This window comes from Mesorhizobium sp. NFR06, assembly GCF_900115245.1.
Classification (GTDB): Bacteria; Pseudomonadota; Alphaproteobacteria; order Rhizobiales; family Rhizobiaceae; genus Mesorhizobium.
In genome coordinates this window covers 25,965-48,028 of the sequence record NZ_FOVT01000015.1, presented here as the reverse complement: position 1 = coordinate 48,028, position 22,064 = coordinate 25,965, and the positions used below count along the sequence as shown (strand labels likewise).

Annotated in this window: 26 protein-coding genes and 1 pseudogene; 14 read left to right on the top strand and 13 right to left on the bottom strand. The window is 63.4% G+C overall.

The genetic code is table 11. The features are described 5' to 3' along the window. Positions 1–55 precede the first annotated feature (55 nt). Positions 56–541, bottom strand: a pseudogene (locus F3H96_RS23320) (DUF1772 domain-containing protein). Between the two features lie 99 nt (positions 542–640). Here F3H96_RS23320 and F3H96_RS23315 point away from each other — a divergent pair. The 3 genes from F3H96_RS23315 (at position 641) to F3H96_RS23305 (ending at position 2,236) form a co-directional block, all read left to right on the top strand. Continuing rightward, positions 641–1,351 (top strand): YafY family protein, encoded by a 711-nt coding sequence (locus F3H96_RS23315; RefSeq protein WP_149804044.1) that lies wholly within the window; start codon positions 641–643, stop codon positions 1,349–1,351. Between the two features lie 70 nt (positions 1,352–1,421). After that, the gene (locus F3H96_RS23310; RefSeq protein ID WP_149804043.1) at positions 1,422–1,802 is read left to right on the top strand and encodes a VOC family protein; all 381 of its coding nucleotides are present in this window, start codon (positions 1,422–1,424) and stop codon (positions 1,800–1,802) included. Beyond that, on the top strand, positions 1,799–2,236 hold the full coding sequence (locus tag F3H96_RS23305) for an EVE domain-containing protein (RefSeq protein ID WP_149804042.1): 438 nt from the start codon (positions 1,799–1,801) through the stop codon (positions 2,234–2,236). The genes F3H96_RS23310 and F3H96_RS23305 overlap by 4 nt, the downstream gene beginning before the upstream one ends. Here F3H96_RS23305 and F3H96_RS23300 read toward each other — a convergent pair. The 4 genes from F3H96_RS23300 to sppA form a co-directional block, all read right to left on the bottom strand. Next, on the bottom strand, positions 2,229–3,191 hold the full coding sequence (locus tag F3H96_RS23300; RefSeq protein ID WP_149804041.1) for an ornithine cyclodeaminase family protein: 963 nt from the start codon (positions 3,189–3,191) through the stop codon (positions 2,229–2,231). The two genes, F3H96_RS23305 and F3H96_RS23300, sit on opposite strands and share 8 nt — an antisense overlap. Positions 3,192–3,279: 88 nt before the next feature. Further along, the gene (locus F3H96_RS23295) at positions 3,280–3,612 is read right to left on the bottom strand and encodes a DUF1049 domain-containing protein (protein WP_149804040.1); all 333 of its coding nucleotides are present in this window, start codon (positions 3,610–3,612) and stop codon (positions 3,280–3,282) included. 117 nt (positions 3,613–3,729) lie between these two features. Next, the gene (locus tag F3H96_RS23290; RefSeq protein WP_027165368.1) at positions 3,730–4,014 is read right to left on the bottom strand and encodes an integration host factor subunit beta; all 285 of its coding nucleotides are present in this window, start codon (positions 4,012–4,014) and stop codon (positions 3,730–3,732) included. A 76-nt stretch (positions 4,015–4,090) separates the two neighbouring features. Further along, a complete protein-coding gene (gene sppA, locus F3H96_RS23285) occupies positions 4,091–5,047 on the bottom strand; it encodes a signal peptide peptidase SppA (RefSeq protein ID WP_149804039.1) in 957 nt (318 codons plus the stop codon). 293 nt (positions 5,048–5,340) lie between these two features. Here sppA and lptC point away from each other — a divergent pair, with 293 nt between their 5' ends. From lptC to ptsN, 6 genes are all read left to right on the top strand, one after another. Continuing rightward, positions 5,341–6,054, top strand: coding sequence for an LPS export ABC transporter periplasmic protein LptC (lptC, locus tag F3H96_RS23280; RefSeq protein ID WP_149804038.1), 714 nt, complete (start codon positions 5,341–5,343; stop codon positions 6,052–6,054). Then, the gene (locus F3H96_RS23275; RefSeq protein ID WP_149804037.1) at positions 6,041–6,634 is read left to right on the top strand and encodes an LptA/OstA family protein; all 594 of its coding nucleotides are present in this window, start codon (positions 6,041–6,043) and stop codon (positions 6,632–6,634) included. Before lptC ends, F3H96_RS23275 begins: the two co-directional genes overlap by 14 nt. After that, positions 6,634–7,452 carry an LPS export ABC transporter ATP-binding protein gene (gene lptB / locus F3H96_RS23270; protein WP_149804036.1) on the top strand — a complete coding sequence of 273 codons (819 nt, stop codon included), beginning with the start codon at positions 6,634–6,636 and terminating at the stop codon, positions 7,450–7,452. The genes F3H96_RS23275 and lptB overlap by 1 nt, the downstream gene beginning before the upstream one ends. Before the next feature lie 200 nt (positions 7,453–7,652). Then, complete coding sequence (rpoN, locus tag F3H96_RS23265) at positions 7,653–9,179, top strand: RNA polymerase factor sigma-54 (protein ID WP_149804035.1); 1,527 nt, start codon at positions 7,653–7,655, stop codon at positions 9,177–9,179. Positions 9,180–9,499: 320 nt separating this feature from the next. After that, positions 9,500–10,087 (top strand): ribosome-associated translation inhibitor RaiA, encoded by a 588-nt coding sequence (gene raiA / locus F3H96_RS23260; RefSeq protein ID WP_149804034.1) that lies wholly within the window; start codon positions 9,500–9,502, stop codon positions 10,085–10,087. Positions 10,088–10,148: 61 nt separating this feature from the next. Beyond that, positions 10,149–10,613, top strand: a complete 465-nt coding sequence (gene ptsN, locus F3H96_RS23255) for a PTS IIA-like nitrogen regulatory protein PtsN (RefSeq protein WP_042641064.1) — start codon at positions 10,149–10,151, stop codon at positions 10,611–10,613. A 131-nt stretch (positions 10,614–10,744) separates the two neighbouring features. Here the strand turns inward: ptsN and F3H96_RS23250 are convergent, their stop codons facing one another. Both F3H96_RS23250 and F3H96_RS23245 read right to left on the bottom strand, forming a co-directional pair. Further along, positions 10,745–11,002 carry a DUF1150 family protein gene (locus F3H96_RS23250; RefSeq protein WP_149804033.1) on the bottom strand — a complete coding sequence of 86 codons (258 nt, stop codon included), beginning with the start codon at positions 11,000–11,002 and terminating at the stop codon, positions 10,745–10,747. A 63-nt stretch (positions 11,003–11,065) separates the two neighbouring features. Further along, positions 11,066–11,491, bottom strand: coding sequence for an Hsp20 family protein (locus F3H96_RS23245; RefSeq protein ID WP_149804032.1), 426 nt, complete (start codon positions 11,489–11,491; stop codon positions 11,066–11,068). A 140-nt stretch (positions 11,492–11,631) separates the two neighbouring features. Between F3H96_RS23245 and F3H96_RS23240 the strand changes: the two genes are divergently transcribed. Continuing rightward, entirely contained in the window at positions 11,632–12,576 is a 945-nt protein-coding gene (locus F3H96_RS23240) for a nucleoside hydrolase (RefSeq protein ID WP_149804031.1), read from the top strand. A gap of 55 nt (positions 12,577–12,631) precedes the next feature. Here F3H96_RS23240 and F3H96_RS23235 read toward each other — a convergent pair whose 3' ends face one another. From F3H96_RS23235 to F3H96_RS23220, 4 genes are all read right to left on the bottom strand, one after another. Further along, positions 12,632–12,952, bottom strand: coding sequence for a hypothetical protein (locus F3H96_RS23235; RefSeq protein ID WP_149804030.1), 321 nt, complete (start codon positions 12,950–12,952; stop codon positions 12,632–12,634). A 66-nt stretch (positions 12,953–13,018) separates the two neighbouring features. Next, the gene (locus F3H96_RS23230) at positions 13,019–13,633 is read right to left on the bottom strand and encodes a LysE family translocator (RefSeq protein ID WP_149804029.1); all 615 of its coding nucleotides are present in this window, start codon (positions 13,631–13,633) and stop codon (positions 13,019–13,021) included. Between the two features lie 109 nt (positions 13,634–13,742). Continuing rightward, positions 13,743–15,194, bottom strand: a complete 1,452-nt coding sequence (locus tag F3H96_RS23225) for an amidase (RefSeq protein WP_149804028.1) — start codon at positions 15,192–15,194, stop codon at positions 13,743–13,745. Between the two features lie 6 nt (positions 15,195–15,200). Then, positions 15,201–16,106 (bottom strand): ribokinase, encoded by a 906-nt coding sequence (locus tag F3H96_RS23220; RefSeq protein WP_149804027.1) that lies wholly within the window; start codon positions 16,104–16,106, stop codon positions 15,201–15,203. Positions 16,107–16,287: 181 nt separating this feature from the next. Between F3H96_RS23220 and F3H96_RS31275 the strand changes: the two genes are divergently transcribed. Next, positions 16,288–17,616 carry a sensor domain-containing diguanylate cyclase gene (locus F3H96_RS31275; protein WP_244620123.1) on the top strand — a complete coding sequence of 443 codons (1,329 nt, stop codon included), beginning with the start codon at positions 16,288–16,290 and terminating at the stop codon, positions 17,614–17,616. Beyond that, the gene (locus F3H96_RS31270) at positions 17,552–18,748 is read left to right on the top strand and encodes a bifunctional diguanylate cyclase/phosphodiesterase (RefSeq protein WP_244620122.1); all 1,197 of its coding nucleotides are present in this window, start codon (positions 17,552–17,554) and stop codon (positions 18,746–18,748) included. The genes F3H96_RS31275 and F3H96_RS31270 overlap by 65 nt, the downstream gene beginning before the upstream one ends. Before the next feature lie 18 nt (positions 18,749–18,766). Here the strand turns inward: F3H96_RS31270 and F3H96_RS23210 are convergent, their stop codons facing one another. Next, positions 18,767–19,672 (bottom strand): methylated-DNA--[protein]-cysteine S-methyltransferase, encoded by a 906-nt coding sequence (locus tag F3H96_RS23210; RefSeq protein WP_188131506.1) that lies wholly within the window; start codon positions 19,670–19,672, stop codon positions 18,767–18,769. Positions 19,673–19,787: 115 nt separating this feature from the next. Here F3H96_RS23210 and F3H96_RS23205 point away from each other — a divergent pair, with 115 nt between their 5' ends. After that, positions 19,788–20,603, top strand: coding sequence for a class I SAM-dependent methyltransferase (locus F3H96_RS23205; RefSeq protein ID WP_149804026.1), 816 nt, complete (start codon positions 19,788–19,790; stop codon positions 20,601–20,603). Positions 20,604–20,708: 105 nt separating this feature from the next. Here F3H96_RS23205 and F3H96_RS23200 read toward each other — a convergent pair whose 3' ends face one another. Further along, positions 20,709–21,203 (bottom strand): DUF2244 domain-containing protein, encoded by a 495-nt coding sequence (locus F3H96_RS23200; protein ID WP_140644552.1) that lies wholly within the window; start codon positions 21,201–21,203, stop codon positions 20,709–20,711. Between the two features lie 22 nt (positions 21,204–21,225). On the opposite strand from F3H96_RS23200, the gene nth reads away from it, so the two are divergent. After that, positions 21,226–22,032 (top strand): endonuclease III, encoded by an 807-nt coding sequence (gene nth / locus F3H96_RS23195; protein WP_149804025.1) that lies wholly within the window; start codon positions 21,226–21,228, stop codon positions 22,030–22,032. Positions 22,033–22,064 lie beyond the last annotated feature (32 nt).

Sequence of the window (22,064 nt, the reverse complement as noted above, 5' to 3'; positions counted from 1 at the left end):
GCCACAGCTCGGCCCACCGGCGCAACAAACCGTGGCTCATTCAATGGCGAGGCCATCATCCGGACCGGACCCTGAGCAGGCCAAAACAAAGCGAAATGAAGCCGAGCGCCTTGGCTGCGGTCACCGCCATGTGGCCGGTTTCCCAGCGCAACCGGACGGCCTCGAAAATTATCCGGGATCGGTCCTCGCCCCCAGGTCGCAAGAATGTCGTTGGCCGGTTTGACAAGCCCGAACCAAAGCGCCAGCGAGACAGCATAGAGCAAGGTGGCAGCGAGCACGAACCGGAAGGCAGAGGGTTCCGGCGCAGCATCCGGGCCAACAGCGCTGGACAGAGGATCGCTGCGATGTCGAGCGGTGCTCCGATCACGGCAAAAAGCTGGAATTGGGTGTTGAAGACCGTCGCGTCGCCCCAGAGCGCCTGCGACCATTTCGTCAGCCTGGGCAGCGATTCCAGCACATGGGCAAAGGACGGTCCGAGGGTGAGTGCCGCGATTGTGGTGGTCAGTACCGACCGGAACAGCAGGAATCCGCGCATCTCCATTGCGGAGACAACGAGCCCGGCGAGTGTTCCACATTGTTGAGTTGCTTGCCGTGATGCACACCGCAGTCCTATCGTCCATGGCCTACAAACAGAAAATCGATGTCCCGTTCCGAACGCCTGCTCGACCTGATCCAAATCCTGCGCCGTCATCGCCGGCCGGTGAGCGGCCACACGCTTGCGGACGAGGTCGGCGTCTCGATCCGCACGCTCTACCGCGACATCGCGACGCTGCAGGGACAGGGCGCGCCGATCGAGGGCGAGGCAGGGCTCGGCTACGTGCTGAAGCCCGGCTTCATGCTGCCGCCGCTGATGTTCAGCGACGAGGAAATCGAGGCCATCGTGCTTGGCTCGCGCTGGGTGGCGAAGCAGCCGGACAAGCGGCTGGCGGCGGCCGCGACGGATGCGCTGGCCAAGATCGCGGCGGTGCTGCCGGATGATCTGCGCGAGGATCTCGACGCGACGACGCTGCTCGTCGGGCCGCGCGCGCAAAATGCCGAGGCCATTGACCTTGGCGTCGTGCGGCAGGCGATCCGCGAAGAGCGCAAGCTCGCCTTCCTGTATCGCGACGCCGAAGGAGCGGCATCCGAACGGCTGGTCTGGCCATTCGCGCTCGGCTTCTTCGACAAGGTGCGCGTGATGGCGGCGTGGTGCGAAATGCGCCAGGATTTCCGCCATTTCCGCGCCGACCGGATGTCAAATCTCGCAGCCACGGAAATCCGCTACCCGCGCCGCCGCCAGGCCATGCTGAAAGAGTGGCGAGCGACGCTCGATAAGCCCCGCCGGGATGTCCGGAGGGACCCCGCCGGCTGATTGCTGCTGCCAGAATCTGACAGTGGTATCGCGTACGCTCTTCACGGTTCAAACAGCTTGGAGACCAGACATGGCCACGCCGAATTTCGTTATCCTCTATGTCGACAGCCCCGAGCGGAGCGGTGCGTTCTACGCCTCGCTGCTTGGACACAAGCCGGTCGAATCCTCGCCGACCTTCGTCATGTTCGTGCTCGACAAGGGCTTCAAGCTTGGCCTTTGGTCGCGTCACACGGTGCAGCCGGCGGCCGCGGCGGCAGGCGGTGGCGGCGAGATCGTGCTTGCCGTCGAAAACGCGGCGGCGGTCGACGCCACGCATGTCGATTGGGCGCGTCGCGGCCTGAACATCCTGCAGACGCCGACCGACATGGATTTCGGCCGCACCTTCGTCGCGCTCGATCCCGACAATCATCGCCTGCGCGTCTACTGGCCTTTCGAGGGGGCGCAAGGATGAGCGCCTTCTGGGTCGCCGTCGCATCGGCCGAACATGTGAGGATCGGCCGCAAAAGCGGATTCATGCAGGTCAACCACGGCAAGGCGGCGCCCTTGCGCCGTATCAAGCCGGGCGACGGCATCGTCTACTATTCGCCAAGCACCGTGTTCGGCGAGAAGGACGGACTGCAATCCTTCACGGCCGTCGGCACGGTGCGGCAAGGCGAGGTGTATGAGGGCGTCATGGGCGGCGGTTTCACGCCCGCGCGGCGCGACGTCGACTGGTGCGACGCCAAGGAAGCGCCGATCAAGCCGCTGCTGGACAGGCTCGACTTTGCCGCAAACCGGCCGAACTGGGGCTACCAGCTGCGCTTCGGCCTGTTTGAGATCAGCCAACGCGACTTTCACCTTATTGGCGCGGCAATGGGCGCCACGCTGCCGGAGCTCGCTACCTGAGCGCCTTGTAGACGGCGATGCCGGCGGCGAGATCTTCAAGTGCTGCACCAACCGACTTGAACAGCGTGATCTCGCCGTCGCTCTGGCGGCCTTGCTTCTCGCCGCGCGCCAGTTCGTGCAGGTCGGCAATGATTGCTTCGGGCTTCAATATGCCCGACGCCAGGGGCTGGACGATGTCGCCGGCCTCCTTGGTGGCGCCGGCGCGGGTATCGACAAAGACGCGGGCGCGGGAAATGGCGTCGTCATCGCTTTCGCGCATCGCCGGCGTGAAGCCGCCGACCAGATCGACATGGGCGCCCGGTTTCAGCAGCGCGCCCTTGACCAGCGGCGTGTTCGAGATCGTCGCCGAGGCGACGATGTCGGCCTCGCCAAGTTCTGCGTCGAGATCGCCGGCGACATTCGCCGGCAAGCCTTCGGCGCGCAATGCGGCCGCCACCTTCTCGGCATTGGCTTGCGTGCGGTTCCAGATGCGGATGGACTTGATCGGCCGAACCGCCGAATGCGCCTTGGCAAGGAACGGTGATAGCGCGCCGGCGCCGATCACCAAAAGGCTCGAAGCGTCCTGGCGGGCTAGATAAGAGGCAGCGAGCGCGGAGGCGCAAGCCGTGCGCCACTGCGTCAGCCGCTGGCCGTCGATCAATGCTTCCGGCTCGCCGGTGACGCCGTCGAGCAGAAGATAGAGGCCCATCACCGCCGGCTTGCCGATGGCGTTATTGTCCGGCGACACGGTGACGATCTTGACGCCGATATGGCCTCCCGCAGAAGTCCCCGCCGCGTTGAAGTCGGTCCAGGCCGGCATCAAGAGCAGGGTCGAGGCGGCACCATCCGGCCGCTCCACGCCGTGATGGTGACGAACCGGCTGCACCGCGCCATCGCGGAAGGCGGTGCGCAGCGTTTCGACGAGGCCGGGAAAGGTCAGCGCACTGTCGACCTCGGCGGCCGAAATGGTCAGCATTGCAAGCTCCGTACTATCGAACTGACGCTCGATGATCTTTTACGCAGTTGCGAATCGAAACCGCGACACATTTCTCCCGGAATTGCTTTTAGTTCGTCGGTTTGGGCAGCGCCGGTCCCTTCGGCGCAGCCGGTGCGCGGCCCACCGCCTGGCGCAGGTTTTCCGCCTCGAGACCGCGCTGGCGCGCGAGCTTGCGATAGCGGCCCTGCTTCACCCAGGTCGCCATGCTGCCGACGACCATGCCGATGGCCAAAGCCAGGAAAAGGAAGATGAAAAGCGGCAGGTTCAGCGTCAATGCGGGATTGCCGGGATGGAATGGATCGAGCGTGAAGGCGACGGAGCCGCGGTTGGCGACGGCGAGCGCGATCAGGACGACGGCCAGCGGCACGAAGACCACGACGAGAATGAAGCGATTGAACATCAGATCTCCATGGAGAGGCTTCTCGAAGCGCGCATGTCTTGGCCCGAAACCGGTCTCCATTTTCGGAAGACATGCTTTAAGCGCCAAGATGCCGTTTCAGCCCCGCCGGCGCGGCGGCTATTTGCCGCCGTTCAGCCTTTCGCGCAACTCCTTGCCGGTCTTGAAGAACGGCACCCACTTTTCCTCGACCTCGACGGATTCGCCGGTGCGCGGATTGCGGCCGGTGCGGGCAGGGCGATTCTTCACCGAAAAGGCGCCGAAACCGCGCAACTCGACCCGATTGCCCTCGGCCAGCGCATCGGTAATCTCGTCAAAGATCGCGCCGACGATGTTTTCGACATCGCGCAGGAAAAGGTGCGGGTTGCGTGCAGCAATGATCTGCACAAGTTCGGATTTGATCATAGAACGTTCCCCGTAAAACCACTGCGGTCGATATCAGGATGATTTTATTGCTTTTTTGGCTCGTCCCAACGACATCTTAAGGGTGCCAGACCGAAACGAGACCGTCAAGAAACAAGCGGTCGGCGCCCAATTCATGAATGACGTCGCCGCCGGCATCCGGCAGGCCGAGCGCCTTGGCCGCCACTTTTGCCATCGACTGCGAGAAGAAGAAACGGCCGCGCCCGTCCTTGTCCTTCCACTCGACGACCTTGAGCTTGCCGTCCACGCCCTTGGTCGCCAGCCAGTCGATCGCCTCCTGCTCACCGCCGACGGCATCGACCAGATGATTGGCTAAAGCCTGTCGGCCGGTGAAGATCGAACCGTCGGCCAGCGCCTGCGCCTGGTCATGCGTCATCTTGCGGCGGTCGGCGACGATGCCGACGAACCAGTCATAGCTGTCGAGGATCAGCTTTCGCACCATGGCCCGCTCGTCGTCATTGGTTGGCTTGAAGGGCGAGGGCGAAGCCTTGAGCGGCGATGATTTCACTTCTTCCAGCTTGATTCCCAGCTTGTCCATGAGGCCGCTGACATCAGGATACTGGATCAGCACGCCGATCGAGCCGACGATCGAAGTCTTGCGGGCGACGATATGGTCGGCCGCGCTTGCGATCATATAGCCGGCCGATGCTGCCAGCGTGCCGACTTCCGCCACCACCGGCTTGTCGCCGGCGAGCTTGCGCACCGCCTCGAAGGTGGATTCGCCACCGACCGTGGTGCCTCCGGGCGAATCGATCGACAGGATGACGCCCTTTACCTCCGGCGACTTGCGGATCGCCTCAAGCCTCTTGAGCAGTTCCTCGTCCTCGGTGATGGTGCCTTCAATCTTGACCTTGGCGATGTGGGGGAGCGCGCGGCCGGTAAAATCTTCGTCATAGACCCAGACCGAGAAAGCAATGATGGCTGCCGCCAGAACCAGAAACGCAGCCACGCGCCAGAACGTCAGCTTGCGGCGCAAGCGGCGGCGGTCGATCAGGTCGTCGGCTCTCGTTGCCATTGTCAGCCTCATGGGTCGGTGGGAAAGCACGCTTTTAAAGCAAGCCTCGGCAGACGGCTACCGTTTCCTGAGAAGCGGGGTTCGAGCTTGCACCTTGGCGTAGACCTCACGAAAAATTAACGCAACCAGTCCGTATCTGCTATGAAGTACGGGCTGCGCCGCCGAATTGCCCTCGATTTTGCGGGCGGCAGGCGTCACATTTTTGCAGTTTTCCTCCGCTTGTGCTTGCTTGTAGGTGCCGGCATACCACCTATAGGCGGTGTTTGGGCGGGCAAAGGTCCATTAGAAAAGTCATGTTGGCGCGATCTGACGAAACGAGCGATGCCGCTGCGGCATCGGCTCCCGTGACCCACGGCGGCACGCGTGGCGATGCTTTCAACCGCGCGCAGCGGCATTCGCGGCGCGTGCGCGTGCTGAAATTCGCGGTGCCGCTGCTCGCGGTCGCGATAGCCGTCGCCTTTCCGGTCTATTCCTATCTCAAAGCGCCGGTGTCCATCTCCGTGCAGGCCGACGGCACGGCGTTTTCGAACGGCAAGCTGGTGATGGCCAATCCGAAGCTCAACGGCTTCACCAAGCAGAAGCTGCCATATTCGCTGACGGCGATCAGGGCAACGCAGGATGTCGGCCAGCAGGCCGTCATCGACCTCGAAGGCATCAACGCCAAACTGCCCGTCGCCACCGACAATGTCGTATCGGTCGATGCCGCGCACGGCATCTACAACCGCGACGCCAACACGATGGACCTAACCAGCGACGTCAGCGTGACGACGACAGACGGCCTTGTGGCGACTTTCAAATCGATCTTCCTAGACATGGGCAAAGGCTCTATGAAGACGAGCAATCCGGTCGACGTCAGCCGTGGCGGGTCGCGCATCACCGCGGACTCGATGTCGGTCGAGGACAATGGCAGGCTCGTGGTCTTCGAGAACCGGGTTCGCGTCAACATCGATCCGGCCGGCCTGAAGGCGGCAGGGGTAAACAGTGGAGAACAGAATGCGTCGCAGTAAATCCGCATGGCTTCCGGGCGCTGCTTTCGCACTGCTGTTGCTGGGAACGGCGCATTCGTTGGCGCAATCGAGCGCGACCAGCCAGATCCCGGGGCTGAAACTGTCGGGTGACCAGCCGATCCAGATCGAAAGCGACAAGCTGGAGGTCCGCCAGGCCGACAGCATGGCCGTGTTCAGCGGCAACGTGACCGTCAATCAGGGGCCGACCCTGCTCAAGGCCGGCAAGATGACGGTCTACTATGTCAAGGACGCCAATGCCGGCAAAAGTGCCGCGGCCGGCGCGTCGGCGATGACGGGCGCGGCCAATATCGACCACCTCTTGGTCGAGAACAAAGTCTACATCAAATCGAACGACCAGATCGCCACCGGCGACACCGGCAAGTTCGACATGAAGACGCAGGTGCTGGTGCTCGAGGGCAAGGAAGTGGTGCTGTCGCAGGGCGACAATGTGCTCAAGGGTTGCAAGCTCACAGTGCAGATGAAGAGCGGCCTCGGCAATGTCGAAGGCTGTCCTCGCGTCATCATGTCGTTCACACCGCAGAAACAGGGCACGCAGCAGCAGGGAGCGTCGAGCAACTGATGGCCGGCGTATCCTCGCTGCTTGCCCGTCTTCCCGGACGGGCGGCCGCAGCGCCGGCTGCGCCGGCGATGGTCGGCACCGACAAGGCGAAGTTCAAAGGCACCCTGATCGCCAAGGGCCTGACCAAAAGCTACAAGGGCCGCAAGGTGGTGAGCGGGGTAACGCTCGGCGTGCGCGCCGGCGAGGCCGTCGGCCTGCTTGGCCCCAACGGTGCCGGCAAGACCACCTGTTTTTACATGGTCACCGGCCTCGTGCCCGTCGATGAAGGCTCGATCGAGATCGACGGCTTCGACGTCACCTCGATGCCGATGTACCGGCGTGCCCGCCTCGGTATCGGCTATCTGCCGCAGGAAGCGTCGATCTTCCGCGGCCTGAACGTCGAGCAGAACATTCGCGCGGTCCTGGAGGTGGTGGAAAAGAGCCGCAAGGAACGCGAACGCACGCTCGACGAGCTGCTCGAGGAGTTTCACATCAGCCATCTGCGCAAGGCGCCGTCGATGTCGCTGTCGGGCGGCGAACGGCGGCGCCTCGAAATCGCGCGGGCGCTGGCGACGCGGCCGGCCTATATGCTGCTCGACGAGCCCTTCGCCGGCATCGACCCGATCGCCGTCGCCGACATCCAGCAGCTGGTGCGCCACCTCACGGCGCGCGGCATCGGCGTTTTGATCACCGACCACAATGTGCGCGAGACGCTTGGCCTGATCGACCGCGCCTACATCATCCATGCCGGCCAGGTGCTGACGCACGGCCGGGCCGACGAAATCGTCGCCAACGCCGATGTGCGGCGTCTCTATCTCGGCGAGGGCTTTACGCTCTGACCTCGGGTTTTCGCGGCTCGTGGCGCGGTTTTCGATGGGCGCGTCACGACTTTCGGCCGTTTCACCGCTCGATAACGCTCCGGTAAGCCGCAACTGCTAGCGTTTTCCTTGACAAGCAAAAGCCGGGCCAGTTTCTATGCCTGGCCGGAAAATTTGCTTCGGCACAGTCCGACGCGTAGACGAGGCGTTTGAATCACACCATGGCGCTGGCAGCCAAACTGCAGCTCAGACAATCCCAGTCGCTGGTGATGACGCCGCAGCTGATGCAGTCGATCCGGCTGCTGCAGCTGACCCATATCGAGCTCGAGCGTTTCATCGACGACGAGATCGAGCGCAACCCGCTGTTGGAGCGGGCCGAACCGCAAGACGACGCTGCCGGCGATCAATCCCAGAAAAGCGAGGCGGCGCCAGAGCGGGATGGCGAGGGCGACTGGTTCGAGGGCGAGACCGAATGGAGCGCGGAAGCGATTTCGCAAAAGCTCGATTCATCCCTGGAGAACCTGTTTCCCGACGATCCCGGCACCAGCGAGAGGCTTGGGCCGGATCTCACGGCGCAATGGAAGTCGGCTGCCGGCGGCGCCGGCGGAGCGTCATCCGAAGGGTTCGATGTGGGCGACATGGCCGCGGCCATGATCACGCTGCGCGAACATGTCGGCGAGCAGATCGCGCTTGCTTTCCTGAGCCCGGGCGAACGCCTGATCGCGCGGGAGCTCGCCGATGGGCTCGACGAAGCCGGCTATTTGCGCACCGACCTCGGTGAGATCGCGACCCGGCTCGGCACGGATCGTGCGGCGGTGGCGCGTGTGCTCGGCGCCTGCCAGACCTTCGAGCCGACAGGACTTTTCGCGCGCGATCTTGCCGAATGCCTGTCGCTGCAGCTGGCGATGCGTGATCGGCTCGATCCGGCGATGAAAGCGCTGGTGGCCAACCTCGAGCTTTTGGCGCGGCGGGACTTCCAGACGCTGAAACGCATCTGCGGCGTCGACGAGGAGGACCTGCTGGACATGCTGGCCGAGATCCGCGCGCTCGATCCGCGACCCGGCCTGGCGTTTTCGGGCGGCGCAAGCGACGCGATTGTCGCCGATGTCGAGGTCCGCGCCGCCAACGACGGCAGCTGGGCGGTGGAGCTCAACGCCGAGACGCTGCCGCGCGTGCTGGTGGACAATGTTTATTTTGCCCGCATTTCCAGCCACACCAAGGATCAGGCGGAAAAGGACTTTCTCGCCGAATGCCTGCAGAACGCCAACTGGCTGACGCGCAGCCTCGACCAGCGGGCCAAGACCATTCTCAAGGTGGCCTCGGAAATCGTGCGTCAGCAGGACGCCTTCCTCGTCCATGGCGTGCGGCACCTCAAGCCGCTCAACCTGCGCACGGTGGCCGATGCCATCGGCATGCATGAATCGACCGTCAGCCGCGTCACCGCCAACAAATACATGCTGACGCCGCGCGGCGTCTTCGAATTGCGCTATTTCTTCACCGCCTCCATCGCCTCGGCGGCGGGTGGCGAAGCGCATTCATCGGAAGCCGTGCGCGACCGTATCAAGCAGATGATCGACGAGGAAAAGCCTGCCGACGTGCTTTCCGACGATGCCATCGTCGATATGCTGAAGGAAAGCGGGGTCGATATCGCCCGTCGCACCGTCGCCAAATACCGGGAAGGCATGAACATTCCGTCGTCGGTGCAGCGTCGGCGGGAGAAGCGGGCGCTTGCCAATGCCGGCCGCTAGGCCATTCTCGACAACGCTTGGTCCGAATCCCCGCAGGCCTTGGCTGGCGCGAGAACATGCGGATTTTCCACAATTTCCGAGCTTCATTGACAAGCCGCAATGAAGTGTCTAGAAGCCCGCCCGCATGAGCAGGGCGGTAATGCCGGCTCGCGAATGGGTCCGTCAGACAAGGCCACGGACGGCCAAGAAGGCGACTTGTGATCAACCAGAAAGTTCGGGTCTAAAATCGGCGCGCATGCCGCTGCAAAGCTTGTGCGCGCGCACCACGGGTATAAACTCGGGAACAGTTTGAAGCCTGAGCAAGGAAGGTCAGTTTTCAGATGAATCTGCGCATATCGGGAAAACACATGGACATCGGCGATGCGTTCCGCACGCGCATCAACGACCGGGTCGGCGAGGCGATCGAGAAATATTTCGATCGGGGTTTTTCAGGACATGTCACGGTCATCAAATCGGGGTCGCGTTTCTCCGCCGACTGCATGGTCCGGCTCGATTCCGGCGCTTCGCTGCAGGCGACCGGCGACGCCCAGGATCCGACGCTTGCCTTCGAGGCGGCAGCCGATCGCCTGGAAACACGGCTGCGGCGCTACAAGCGCCGGCTGAAGTCGCGCAACGTTGGCAACGGCAACGGCGAAGAGCCGACCGACATCGCCTATACCGTGATGGCTCCTCTCACCGACGATGAGGAAGACATGCCGGAAGACTTCGCTCCGGTCATCGTCGCCGAATCAAGCATGACGCTGCGGACCATGTCGGTGGCCTCGGCTGTCATAGAGCTTGATACCAGCGACAGCCCGGTTTTCGTCTTCCGCAATGCCGGAAACGACCATCTCAACATCGTCTACCGCCGGCCGGACGGCAATATCGGCTGGATCGATCCGTCGACGACCAAAGTCGCGCAGGGATAAAAAGCCAGCCGCGCGAGGGGGCGACGACTGGCGCGGCAGGCGAGCAAGGGATTTTTCAAGCATGGATCTCAGTGATCTCATCAGCGTCCCGGCGATCATGCCGGCGTTGAAGGCGAACTCCAAAAAGCAGCTTCTGCAATTGCTGTCGGAGAGGGCAGCGGCGATTTCGGGGATTCCGGAACGGGAGGTGTTCGACACCATCCTGCAGCGCGAACGGCTGGGCTCGACCGGCGTCGGCAACGGCATCGCCATCCCGCACGGCAAGCTTGCCGGCGTGAAGCGGATCGCGGGCGTCTTCGCCCGGCTGGAAACACCGGTCGATTTCGAGGCGCTGGACGATCAGCCGGTCGACCTGGTTTTTTTGCTGCTTGCACCCGAAGGCGCCGGCGCCGACCATCTCAAGGCGCTGTCGCGCATCGCGCGCGTGCTGCGCGATGCCGATACGGTGGCCAAGATCAGGGGTACGCGGGACGCGGTGGCGATCCACGCGTTGCTGTCCGATACGCAGGCCTCGCACGCAGCCTGAGTCTCTTTAAGCGCAATTCCGGACGGAAAACCGTTTTGGATTAAATCTTCCAAGGGCCGCCGCGGGCGGCCCTTTCCATTCCAGACGTCGCGACCATGATCCTGCCCGAAAACAGGTTCCGCTTTTCGAGCCTAGTGGATCGCGACCGTGGTCAGATCGTTCTCCATCGCACCGGCCAGCGCCCGGTCCCGGGCATCCGAAAGCAGGATCGGCTGACCGTTGGCGGCAAACAGCGCCCACAGTTCCAGGCCGGGCGCGATTTCCTGAAGGCCGGGGAAGCGGCCGCGCAGGTCGTCGCTCGACACTTTCCTGAGGTAAGCGACCGAGCCTTCGCCGAGATGGGCGAATTCGCCGCTGGTCATGGTGATCGTTTCGTCAGTTCTGGTCATTTCAAGCCTCCTTGGCGCGAGGACGCCAGGATTGGCCGCCTCGCATAGAGCCATCGGCGAAGATCAGTCTTTCACCGATATGTTTATTTTCCGTACCAGCCGCTCGGCCTCCGGCCGGTCGAGATCGATCGACAGCAGGCCATTCTTCAGTTCCGCCGCTATTACCCGCATGCCGTCGGCCAGCACGAAACAGCGCTGGAACTGGCGCGCGGCGATGCCGCGGTGGAGGAATTCGCGCTCGGTGTCGTCGGTCTGGCGGCCGCGCACGATCAGCTGATTTTCCTCCGTGGTGACATCGAGGTCGCTCTCGGCAAAGCCGGCAACGGCCAATGTGATGCGCAGCCGCTCGGCCTTACCGTCGGTGGGGCTGAGGCGCTCGATGTTGTACGGGGGATAGCCGTCGCCCGACTTCGCCAGACGCTCGAGCGTCTTTTCCATGGCATCGAAGCCCAGAAGCAGCGGGCTGGAGAAGGGCGTCATTCGACTCATTGTTACACTGTCCTCTGAAGAGCGACACAAACTGGAAAAACCCGGATGGCATTTTTCCCGATGGTGTTGATATGGTCCGCCGCGCGATCAAGTTCAAGCCACCAAAACCCCGCCCAAAAAGACTCCCAAAAGGAATTGAAATGCCCCAACCCAGAAAGATCATCATCGACACGGATCCCGGCCAGGACGACGCCGTCGCCATATTGCTGGCGCTCGGCAGTTCCGAGCTGGAAATCGTCGGCATAACCGCTGTTGCCGGCAACGTGCCGCTGAAGCTGACCCAGAAGAATGCCCGCAAGATCTGCGAGCTGGCCGGCAGGCCGGACATCAGGGTCTATGCCGGCGCCATCCGGCCGCTGGCGCGCCAACTCGTCACCGCCGAGGAAGTGCACGGCAAGACCGGCCTGAACGGCCCGCAACTGCCTGAGCCCACCATGCCGCTTCAAGAGCAATATGCCGTCGATTTCATCGTCGAGACGCTAATGCGCGAGGAAGCCGGCACGGTCACGCTCTGCCCGCTTGGGCCGCTCACCAACATCGCGCTGGCGCTGATCCGCGAGCCCAGTATCGCGCCACGCATCAAGGAAATCGTTTTGATGGGCGGCGGCTTCTTCGAAGGTGGCAATGTCACGCCAACGGCCGAATTCAATATCTATGTCGACCCGCAGGCCGCCGACGTGGTGTTCAAGTCCGGCATTCCGATCGTGATGATGCCGCTCGACGTCACCCACAAGGCGCTGACCACGGCCAAGCGCATCCAGGCCTTCCGTCAGCTCGGCACCAAGGTCGGCACCGCCACCGCCGAAATGCTGGAGTTCTTCGAGCGGTACGACGAGGAGAAATACGGCACCGACGGCGGGCCGCTGCACGATCCGTGCGTGATCGCCTATCTCATCAAGCCGGAGCTGTTCGAGGGTCGCCGCTGCAACGTCAGCGTCGAGACTTCGTCGGAGCTGACCATGGGCATGACGGTGATCGACTGGTGGGGTGTCACCAAGCGGGAAAAGAACGCCATGGTGATGCGCGACATCGACCATGACGGCTTCTTCGCGCTCTTGGTGGAGCGGCTCGGGCGGTTGAACTGACTTCTATGGCAGGCGCGTCTTCAACAGGCGCATCTGCCCGCTTGGCCGAATAGACTCATTGCGCAAACCGGTAGGAAACGAAGCCGGTGTCACGGGTAACGCGCTCGACGCTTGCACGGGACCCGATTAGGTGCGGCCGATCGTCGTTGACGAGAACCGTTGCGCCGCCATCAAGGAATAGCACATAGGTGGTCGGAGAGTTCCTGCCACCCCACTGAACACTCTTGATCGTCGCATTTATCATGTCGACGGCCTGGATCGGGCTGACATCATTGGTAAGGTTCCGAACAAAGACATATCCACCAAGCACAAATACGGCGCCCACCAGCAGAATGGCGAGCGCATTCTTACGCAATTCGGTATAGCTGTTGAACACCTACTTGACCCCCAGCAGCAGTGATGTGGGGAGCAGAAGTGTTGTTGTAAAGGTCTATGCGTTGTTTCACTTCGCCTTCGAGAAGGCCAGCCACAGCCCGCCGCCGACAAGGAAGCTGCCGCTGATCCGGGACATCAGCCTGACGCGGCTGGCCGACAGCAGGCGTCCGGCGCGGCCCGCGGCAAGGGCATAGGTCGAGTCCGACATGGCGGCGAAGATCATGGCGGTGAGGCCCATGACGGCGATCTGCAGCGTGTAGTTGCCCTGCGGAGCGATGAACTGAGGAAAGAAGGCGCCGAAGAAGACCAGCGTCTTCGGGTTGCTGATCGCTACCAGGAAGCCCTGCAGGAAGAAGCCGCCGCGCGGCTTTCTCGCCGACCCGTCGGGGTTGAGCGTGCCCTTGGCGCGGAACATCTGCACGCCCATCCAGATCAGATAGGCGGCGCCGATCAGCCTGACCCATTCGAACCAATGGCCCATGCCCGCGATCAGCGTGTTGAGGCCGATGCCGACGATGGCGATCATGATGGCCAGGCCGGCCTGCGTGCCGGCAACATTGGCAAGCCCGGCGCGCGAGCCATGGCGGATGCTGTTGGCGATGATCAGCGTCACCGTCGGCCCAGGCACCAGGATAATGACGATGCAGGCGACGACATAGGTTGCGTAGAGTTCCAGCGACATGATCTTCCTCGAACGGGACAGCGGTGGTGCGGCGGTGGCTGCCGATCAATGCACGGCACCCGCTGCCTGGGCAAGCGTTCCGCCTTGCCAACCACCTGGCTCAGATCGCTCAGGCCGCGCCTGGCTGCCACGGCAGCGTCGCCTCGTAGGCGGCGCCGGCCTTGAGCACGCCCAGGTCGCCGCGCGGGGGGCCGATCAACTGCATGCCCATCGGCCGGCCCTTCTCGTCGAACCCGGCCGGCACGTTGAGCGCCGGGCAGCCGCCAAGCGTGGCAAAGGCCGAAACCTGCATCCAGCGATGATAGCTGTCCATGGCGCGGCCCGCGACCTCGCGCGGCCAATGGATCGAGACGTCGAAGGGAAAGACCTGCGCGCTGGGCAGGGCAATGAGGTCGAAGCGTTCGAACAGCGTGAGCAGCGTCCGATACCACGCGGTGCGCCGGACGGTCGCCGCATGGACCTGCGGGGCGGTGAGGCGCATCGCCTGCTCCACCTCCCAAACTGCCTCCGGTTTCAGAAGCCGGCGTTTTGCCGGGTCGTCGTAGTGCGCCTTCAGCCCGCAGCCGCTGCTCGCCTGGCGCAAGGTGACAAAGGCGTGCCAAAGCGCCTCGAAGTCGATATCCGGCACCAGCGCTTCGCTGTCGAACGACGCATCGGCGAAGCGTGCAAGGGCGGCTTCGCAAAGGTCGAGCACGCCCGGTTCCGTCGGCAGATGGCCACCGAGGTCGCCCAGCCAGGCGATGCGGCCGCCGGACGCCATCGCCCGCAGGCCGTCGAGGAACGGGCCCTCCTTGGCATGCGACAGCGGCGCTTGCGGGTGGTAGCCGGCCTGCTCGTCGAGCAACAGCGCGACATCGCGCACGCTGCGGCCCATCGGCCCTTCGACGCCCATCTGGGCGTGGAAGACATCGATGTCGGGGCCGGCCGGCACGAGCCCCTGCGAGGGGCGGAAGCCATAGACGTTGTTGTAGGCCGCCGGATTGCGCAGCGAGCCGCCGAAGTCGCTGCCGTCGGCGACCGGCACCATGTCGAGCGCCAGCGCCACCGCGGCGCCGCCGCTGGAGCCGCCGGCGGTCAGCGCCGGGTCGAAGGCGTTGAGCGTCGGCCCGAAGACCGGGTTGTAGGTGTTGGAGCCCAGCCCGAATTCCGGAACATTGGTCTTGCCGATGACGATGGCGCCGGCCTTGCGGAGGCGCTCGACGAAGAAGTCATCCTCCTGCGGGACGAAATCGGCGAAGATCGGCGAGCCGAAGGTTGTCCGGAGCCCCTTGGTCAGGGCGAGATCCTTGATGGCGATCGGCAGGCCGAACAGCGATCCGGTCTCGCCGCCTCGCGCCAGATGTTCGTCGGCCGTGTCGGCCTCGGCCAGGACATCGGCACGATCGCGCAGCGATACGATGGCATTGACCAGCGGATTCACGGCCTCGATGCGGTCCAGAAAGGCGCCGACCACCTCGCGCACCGACAAATGGCGCTGCCTGATCTTGTCGGCGAGCTCGACGGCGGACAGGCGGCAGATATCGCCGGCTGGCGGCGCGGGATGCTTCGTGACTGGACGCATGACCCGTTACCGCGCCTCCGCCAAGGCGGCGTCGACGTCCTTTGCGAGCGGAATTGCCGGCTGCGCGCCGGGCTTCAAGCAGGCGAGCGAGCCGGCCGCGGCGGCGCGCGTGAGCGCTTCCTGAAGCGACAGGCCGGACGACAGGCCGGCGCCGAAATAGCCGCAGAAGGTGTCGCCGGCGCCGACGGTGTCGACCGGCGTGATCTTCAGCGCAGGAACGGTCAGGAAACCATCTGGCGTGGCCGCCAGCACGCCGTCGCCGCCGAGCGTGACGACGATGGCGCGGCCCGTCTTGCCGGCATAGTCGCGCATGCGGGCAGGGCGGTCGCGTCCGGAAAGCGCGAGCGCCTCGCCATAGAGATCAAATTCGGTTTCGTTGGCGACGGCATAGTCGGCCTTGCCGAGGAATCCGGCGGCTTCAGCCCGGAATGGGGCGGTGTTGAGCACGCTGGCGGCACCCGCCGCGCGCGCCGCGTCGAGCGAGGCCTCGACCGTCTGCAGCGGGATCTCGTGCTGCAAGAGCACGACGTCGCCCTTTTTGAGGAAGGCCTTGGCAACATCGCCCGGCACCACCGAATCATTGGCGCCCGGCACGACGGCGATGACGTTCTCGCCGTCGGCGCCGACCAGGATCACGGCCGTGCCGGTCGAGGCGTAGCTTTGGCCGACACCCGAGAGATCGACATTGCCGGTCTTGAGCAGGGCGAGCGCTTCGGCGGCAAAACCATCCTTGCCGACCGCGCCCACCATGCGCACCTGGGCTCCTGCCCGCGCGGCTGCCAGGGCCTGGTTGGCGCCCTTGCCGCCGGGCGCTGTGGCGAAGCTGGAGCCGCGCACCGTCTCGCCGGGTTCCGGCAAGCGGTCGACATTGGCGATGAGGTCGAGGTTGATCGAACCGACAACGATAATCAAGAAGGGCCTCCTGCTGATGCGCGGGAAGCTACCCCGGAAGGCGCGCGGTTACCAGAGTTCGGATGACGGTCCGTACGAGGTCTCAATTTCAGTTACGACTTGTGATTTGATCGTTACTGATAGGTAAGAGTTGTGGATGTAAACGTTTCCGCTGGGTTTCTGGCAACAATGCGAGACAAGAATGTCGAGCTCAGGGTATCCGGTCGACCAGCTCGCAAAGTCATTTTCCTCCGACGATGCCGACGCCGTGCGGCTGGTGCTGGATGCGGTCCCGCACCCCATATTCGTGAAGGACAGCCAATCACGCTTCCTCGTGGTGAACCGAAGCATGTGCGATTTCATGGGTCGGTCCTTCGAGGAACTGGCCGGCCGCACCGATTACGATTTCGTCCCCAAGGAACATGCGGACGTGTTCCGGCGGATCGACCAGCTGGTGCTGGACACCGGCGAAGTCAACGAGAATGAGGAGATCATTCAGGGCCCCGACGGCGAGGTCCGCACGTTGATGACACGCAAGGCCCGGGCATTGCTGCCGAACGGCGCTCGCTTCGTGGTTGGTTGCATTTCGGACATCACGACGCTCAAGCAGCACGAGGCCTCGCTTCGGATGCTGTTCGAGGAGAACCCGGTTCCGATGTGGGTGTTCGACCGGGGCAGCCTGCGCTTTCTGGCCGTCAATCATGCCGCCGTCGAATGTTACGGCTATTCGCGCGAACAGTTCCTTGCGAAATCGATACTCGACATCAGGCCTCCGGAAGACGTCGAGGCGATGCGCGAGATCGTGGCTGACGGCCAAGGCTCGGACAGATGCGGACGCACCTGGCGCCACATCAAGGCGGACGGCAGCGTGATCCACATCGTCGCCTACTCCAAGCCGATCGAATATGATGGCCGTGCGGCCTTTATGGTTGCCATCATAGACGTGACGGAGCGGAAGCTCGCGGAAGACGGCATGCGCCGCGCGAGGGAATTCCTGGACACAGTAATCGAGAACATTCCGGTCATGCTCTTCGCAAAGGAGGCCGGGCAGCACCGCTACGTTTTGATGAACCGAGCGGGCGAGGAACTGCTCGGCATCCCGCGGGAGGAACTGATCGGAAGGACCGACTCCGACCTGTTTCCGCCAGAAGAAGCGGAGTCCTTTCTCATTCGTGATCAGGAGGCCTTGGGTTCCGATACCGTGCAGATCGCTGCGGAGGAGAAGATCCCCACGCGGTACAAGGGGGTCCGCGATCTCGTAACCCGACGCCTAGCCGTAGACAGCCATGACGGCAAATCGAAATACGTGCTCGCAGTTGCCGAGGACATCACAGAGCGCAAGCGAGATGCCGCGCGGATCGCTTATATGGCCACGCACGATGCGTTGACCGATCTTCCCAACCGAACGATGCTTGTCGAGCGCCTCGAATTCACGCTTGAGCGGGCGACGGGAGTCCTTCGCTGTCATGCGCATCGACATCGACGGCTTCAAGGAGGTCAACGACGTCTACGGCCCGGGAGTTGCGGATAGTCTGCTTGGCAAGGCAGCGAAGCGCCTTGCTGAAGCTGCCGACAAGCACTTCCTCGCACGGACGGGCGGCGGTGGATTCACAATAATCGTCAGCGAGGGGCCGCATCCTGCGACAGCCGTGGAATTGGCCGACCGCCTGCTCGCGACAATTGCCGATGCTTTCGATGTCGAGGGCCGTGCGCTGAGGGTTGGGCTCAGCATCGGCATCACCTTCTTCCCCGATGATGCGACAGACGTTGCGGCCCTCTTGAGCAACGCACGTGCCGCGCTCGATCGAGCAAGAGCCGACGGCCGCGGCGTTTTCCGGATGTTTGAGGCCAACATGGATCGCAAGCTCCGCGAACGCCGCGCCCTCGAGCAGGACTTGCGCTCGGCGCTGGCAAGCGGCGAGTTGCGCCTGCATTACCAGCCGCAGGTGAACGTATCCGGCGAGATTGTCGGCTTCGAAGCTTTGATCCGCTGGTGCCACAAGGAACGAGGAACAATTCCGCCCGCCGAATTCATTCCGGTGGCCGAAGAAAGCGGACTGATCGTATCCTTGGGAGAATGGGTGCTGCGGCAGGCATGCCGCGAGGCAGCTTCGTGGGCCAAGTCGGTTCAGATCGGCGTCAATCTGTCTCCCGTCCAGTTTCGCCAGGGCGATCTCCCGAGTCTGGTGCACCAGATCCTGCTTGAAACTGGGCTCAATCCGAACCGGCTCGAACTTGAAATAACGGAGAGCGTGCTGTTCGACGACCTTTCGCGGGCAAGCTCGATCCTTAGGCGGCTGAAATCGCTCGGGGTGAAGATCGCTCTGGACGATTTCGGGACTGGCTATTCGTCGCTTTCCTATCTTCAGTCCTTTCCTTTCGACAAGATCAAGATCGACAAGTCCTTTGTCGGAATGATTCAGAAGAATCCGCAAACGGTTGCTATAATCCGCGCCATCGTCGGACTAGGCCGGGGCTTGTCGATGGATATCATCGCTGAGGGCGTCGAGACACTTGAGCAGTTGACCTTTCTCAGCGAGGAGGGCTGCCACGCACTGCAGGGATATCTGATCGGACGACCTCACCCGATCGAGGCATACGCGGACGAGGTCGGCAGACCAGCAGCCATGGCAGGAATCGCGGCCCGTCGTCGCACGCGATAGCTCTGCAGCCGCGCGACTTCAGGACGCCACCTGTCCCGCCTCCCAGCCGAGGATGGCGCGCTTGCGCGTCAGCCCCCAGTGGTAGCCGGTGAGGGCGCCCGACTTGCCGAGCGCGCGATGGCAGGGCACCACGAACGACATCGGGTTGGCGCCTACCGCCGCACCCACGGCTCTGCTGGCGCTGGGGGCGCCGATGCTTGCCGCGATCGAGGAATAGGTGCAGGCCCTGCCCATCGGGATGCGCAGCAATGCTTCCCAGACGCGAAGCTGGAAATCGGTGCCGATCATGACCACGCGCAGCGGCTGGTCGGCGCGCCATTTTGACGGGTCGAAGACCCGCGCGGCATAAGGCTGGGTGGCAGCCATGTCCTCGACATAAGTCGCGTTCGGCCAGCGGCCGGACATGTCGGCGAAGGCAGCCCGCTCGCCGCCGGCGTCACAGAAGGCCAAGCCGGCGAGACCCCGGTCGGTGACCATGATGAGCGCAATGCCGAAAGGCGAGATGTGGTAGCCATAGCGCATGGTCAGGCCGGCGCCGCGGGTCTTGTAGTCGCCGGGCGACATCGCCTCGTGGGTGACGAACAGGTCGTGCAGCCGGCCGGGACCGGACATGCCGAGCTCCAACGAGGTCTCCAGGAGCGGCATGCCGGAATCGAGCAGCCTGCGCGCATGGTCGAGCGTCACGGCCTGCAGGAAGGCTTTGGGCGACAGGCCGGCCCAGCGGGTGAAGAGTTTCTGCAGGCCGGTCGGCGTCTCGCCGACTTCCTCGGCCAGGACCTCGAGCGAGGGCTGGTCGCGGTAGTCGAGGCTGATCTTCTCGATGGCGCGGCGCACGACTTCATAGTCGCTGCCTTCGGGGGTGACGTCGTTGTGAAGGATCGCGGTCGGTCTCATCCGCGTATTCATGGTCATCTGAGCGTTCATGGCAATATCTCCTTGACCGCGAATATCGGTCTTCCAGAGCCTTGCCACCACCCGAAACTTGCCTTCCCGCCAGCTGCACCCAGATAGAATCAGCTTCGTGCTGAAAAGGACAATCATGGCCGGTGAAAAGGTTGATCTGAGCGGGGCAAAGGAAACCTTGCTGATGACGCTTTACGGCAAGGCGTTGGAGAGCCGGCGGCCGCATTCGCTGCTCCAGGACCGCTTCGCCGACGAGGCGGTGCGCAAGATCGACTATGATTTCTCGAGGCTCAAGGTCGACGGCAATCTTGGACTGGGGTTTGCTATCCGGGCGAAAACACTGGACGTTTGCGTTGCGGATTTCCTTGCAAGATATCCGGACGCGATCGCTCTGCATCTGGGGTGCGGGCTCGACTCGCGGATCTTTCGCGTCGACCCGCCGCAAGGCGTCGACTGGTTCGATGTCGACTATCCGGATGTCATCGAGCTAAGGCGCAGGCTCTATCCGTCCAGGGATCGTTACCATCTGATCGCTTCGTCGGTGACCGAACCGGACTGGCTGGTCGAAGTGCCCCGCAATCGCCCCGCGATGGTGGTGGCCGAGGGGCTGACGCCGTATCTCGCGGCCGACGAGGGGCCGCGACTGTTTGCGCGGCTTGTCTCGCATCTTGCCGGCGGCGAGTTGACGTTCGACGCCTATAGCCGTTTCGGCCTGAGGCTGATGCGCCTCAACCCGGCCATCAAGGCAACCGGCTCCGAAGTCCATTGGGCCATCGAGGATCCGCGCGAATTGGAACTGGCCGTGCCGAAACTTCGCTTCATCGGCGAGATCCCGTCTTACATGCCGGAGCAGGGGGCGCGTCTCGGCTGGTCGGCGCGCCTGTTCATCGGTCTGTGGAGGCTTATCCCTGCGATGCGCAAGGTCGGCAGGCTGCTGCGCTACCGGTTCTGAGGCGCCTGGTTTTGCCTCGAGCCTGATCTTGTCCGAACCGCGGCGCGGCGAAAGCAAAGACCGGCCCCCATTTTTCGCCGACGCAGACCTCGGTTGGGATCGTGCTCAACGTGTCTTGGCGGTCGCCAGCGCGCGCGAAAAGGCGGTGGCAAAACTTTCGCGGTCATCGGGATTGAGGAAGCCGCCGATCGCCACGCTCTTGCCTTGCGCCTCCACCGCCATTTTGGTGATGCCGATTTCACTGTGGCGGGCGATCGAAAACCTGGTCCAGAACGGATTGAAATGATGCGCTTCCGAACGGCCGGATGGCGCGGTCTTGCGGATGTCGAGGCTGGTTCGCGAGACCGAGATTTCCTCGCGGGCGCGCGCGGCCCGGTAATTGGCGCGGAAGGCGATGTAGACGGCGATCACATCGAGGCCGAAGAAGCCGAACACCGGCCAGGCGCCGTGCGCCAGGAAGAACGCGCCGGTGACGGCCCAGCCGAACAGAAGCGCTCCCATCAGGATCAGGAAGCCGGTGCGGCCTAGCGAACGATGCGGAGTGAGCAGAGCCTGGAAGAATGGCTCGTCGGCCTGGAACGAGGCGTTTGTGTCGCTCATGGGGGAATATTATAGGAGGGAAATGGCGCCTCCCAAGTCCAAAAAATCGGCAGCAGTCAAAAAGCCTCAGTCCGCCATTGCGGGTGGCGGCCCGCCGGCGGGTGGACGGCCGCGAAAAGCAGCTTCGCGCTCGCTCTACACCCCTGCCGAGGTGCATGAGATATTCCGGCGCTTTTCAGTGCAGCGGCCGGAGCCGAAAGGCGAGCTCGACTACATCAATGCCTTCACCCTGCTGGTTGCGGTGGTGCTGTCGGCGCAAGCGACCGACGCCGGCGTCAACAAGGCGACGAAGGCGTTGTTTTCGGTGGCCGACACGCCGCAGAAGATGCTGGCGCTGGGCGAGGCCAAGGTCGGCGATTACATCCGCATCGTCGGGCTCTGGCGCAACAAGGCCAAGAACGTGATCGCTTTGTCGAAGGCGCTGATCGACGACTATGGCGGCAAGGTGCCGGAGGACCGAGACGAACTGGTGAAGCTGCCGGGCGTCGGGCGCAAGACCGCCAATGTGGTGCTCAACGTCGCCTTCGGCCAGCACACCATGGCGGTCGACACGCATATCTTGCGCATCGGCAACCGGATCGGGCTCGCTCCAGGCAAGACGCCGGAACAGGTCGAACAAGGGCTGCTCAAGGTCATTCCGGCCGAATATATGCGCCATGCGCATCATTGGCTGATCCTGCATGGCCGCTATGTCTGCAAGGCGCGCAAGCCCGATTGTCCGGCCTGCGTCATCGCCGATATCTGCAAGTCGAAGGAAAAGACCACCGACATACCAGCGCCGTTGGTGCCGATCGCGCCGCTTGATGAGATGGTTCCGGTCGAGGCCTAGGTCTTTTTTGCGCGATTCCGGACGGAAAGCCG

What these genes read in the sequence shown, in the direction of transcription:
- F3H96_RS23290 (WP_027165368.1), bottom strand. Translation starts at nt 4,014, where the DNA reads ATGATCAAATCCGAACTTGTGCAGATCATTGCTGCACGCAACCCGCAC.
- rpoN (WP_149804035.1), top strand. Translation starts at nt 7,653, where the DNA reads ATGGCGCTGGCAGCCAAACTGCAGCTCAGACAATCCCAGTCGCTGGTG.
- lptB (WP_149804036.1), top strand. Translation starts at nt 6,634, where the DNA reads ATGGCCGGCGTATCCTCGCTGCTTGCCCGTCTTCCCGGACGGGCGGCC.
- sppA (WP_149804039.1), bottom strand. Translation starts at nt 5,047, where the DNA reads ATGGCAACGAGAGCCGACGACCTGATCGACCGCCGCCGCTTGCGCCGC.
- ptsN (WP_042641064.1), top strand. Translation starts at nt 10,149, where the DNA reads ATGGATCTCAGTGATCTCATCAGCGTCCCGGCGATCATGCCGGCGTTG.
- F3H96_RS23240 (WP_149804031.1), top strand. Translation starts at nt 11,632, where the DNA reads ATGCCCCAACCCAGAAAGATCATCATCGACACGGATCCCGGCCAGGAC.
- F3H96_RS23250 (WP_149804033.1), bottom strand. Translation starts at nt 11,002, where the DNA reads ATGACCAGAACTGACGAAACGATCACCATGACCAGCGGCGAATTCGCC.
- F3H96_RS31270 (WP_244620122.1), top strand. Translation starts at nt 17,552, where the DNA reads ATGCGCATCGACATCGACGGCTTCAAGGAGGTCAACGACGTCTACGGC.
- F3H96_RS23230 (WP_149804029.1), bottom strand. Translation starts at nt 13,633, where the DNA reads ATGTCGCTGGAACTCTACGCAACCTATGTCGTCGCCTGCATCGTCATT.
- F3H96_RS23310 (WP_149804043.1), top strand. Translation starts at nt 1,422, where the DNA reads ATGGCCACGCCGAATTTCGTTATCCTCTATGTCGACAGCCCCGAGCGG.
- F3H96_RS23295 (WP_149804040.1), bottom strand. Translation starts at nt 3,612, where the DNA reads ATGTTCAATCGCTTCATTCTCGTCGTGGTCTTCGTGCCGCTGGCCGTC.
- raiA (WP_149804034.1), top strand. Translation starts at nt 9,500, where the DNA reads ATGAATCTGCGCATATCGGGAAAACACATGGACATCGGCGATGCGTTC.
- F3H96_RS23315 (WP_149804044.1), top strand. Translation starts at nt 641, where the DNA reads ATGTCCCGTTCCGAACGCCTGCTCGACCTGATCCAAATCCTGCGCCGT.
- F3H96_RS23205 (WP_149804026.1), top strand. Translation starts at nt 19,788, where the DNA reads ATGGCCGGTGAAAAGGTTGATCTGAGCGGGGCAAAGGAAACCTTGCTG.
- F3H96_RS23210 (WP_188131506.1), bottom strand. Translation starts at nt 19,672, where the DNA reads ATGAACGCTCAGATGACCATGAATACGCGGATGAGACCGACCGCGATC.
- F3H96_RS23225 (WP_149804028.1), bottom strand. Translation starts at nt 15,194, where the DNA reads ATGCGTCCAGTCACGAAGCATCCCGCGCCGCCAGCCGGCGATATCTGC.
- F3H96_RS23305 (WP_149804042.1), top strand. Translation starts at nt 1,799, where the DNA reads ATGAGCGCCTTCTGGGTCGCCGTCGCATCGGCCGAACATGTGAGGATC.
- F3H96_RS23245 (WP_149804032.1), bottom strand. Translation starts at nt 11,491, where the DNA reads ATGAGTCGAATGACGCCCTTCTCCAGCCCGCTGCTTCTGGGCTTCGAT.
- lptC (WP_149804038.1), top strand. Translation starts at nt 5,341, where the DNA reads ATGTTGGCGCGATCTGACGAAACGAGCGATGCCGCTGCGGCATCGGCT.
- F3H96_RS23200 (WP_140644552.1), bottom strand. Translation starts at nt 21,203, where the DNA reads ATGAGCGACACAAACGCCTCGTTCCAGGCCGACGAGCCATTCTTCCAG.
- F3H96_RS23275 (WP_149804037.1), top strand. Translation starts at nt 6,041, where the DNA reads ATGCGTCGCAGTAAATCCGCATGGCTTCCGGGCGCTGCTTTCGCACTG.
- F3H96_RS31275 (WP_244620123.1), top strand. Translation starts at nt 16,288, where the DNA reads ATGTCGAGCTCAGGGTATCCGGTCGACCAGCTCGCAAAGTCATTTTCC.
- F3H96_RS23300 (WP_149804041.1), bottom strand. Translation starts at nt 3,191, where the DNA reads ATGCTGACCATTTCGGCCGCCGAGGTCGACAGTGCGCTGACCTTTCCC.
- nth (WP_149804025.1), top strand. Translation starts at nt 21,226, where the DNA reads ATGGCGCCTCCCAAGTCCAAAAAATCGGCAGCAGTCAAAAAGCCTCAG.